This window comes from Pseudomonas sp. SIMBA_068 (assembly GCF_046534705.1).
In the GTDB taxonomy this organism is placed as follows: domain Bacteria; phylum Pseudomonadota; class Gammaproteobacteria; order Pseudomonadales; family Pseudomonadaceae; genus Aquipseudomonas; species Aquipseudomonas putida.
Genome location: NZ_JAWRYI010000888.1, coordinates 1 through 259 on the forward strand (window position 1 = coordinate 1; position 259 = coordinate 259).

Genomic DNA, 259 nt, shown 5'->3' on the forward strand with positions numbered 1-259 from the left:
CTGGACCACGGCGTCCTTGTCACCGCCTTTGGCGTTGCGTGCGACTTTCTGCAGTTGTTTCTCGCAGCTGTCGAGGTCAGCGAAGATCAGTTCCAGATCGATGATCTCGATATCGCGTTTCGGGTCGACACTGTTGGAGACGTGAATCACGTTCTCGTCTTCGAAGCAGCGGACTACGTGGGCGATAGCATCGGTTTCACGGATGTTGGCCAGGAACTTGTTGCCCAGGCCCTCACCTTTCGAAGCACCGGCCACCAGG

Annotated in this window: 1 pseudogene; it reads right to left on the reverse strand. The window is 57.1% G+C overall.

Annotation, left to right across the window (positions count from 1 at the left end):
• Positions 1–259 (reverse strand): annotated as a pseudogene (gene ychF, locus SB756_RS31925) (redox-regulated ATPase YchF); the annotation flags it as partial.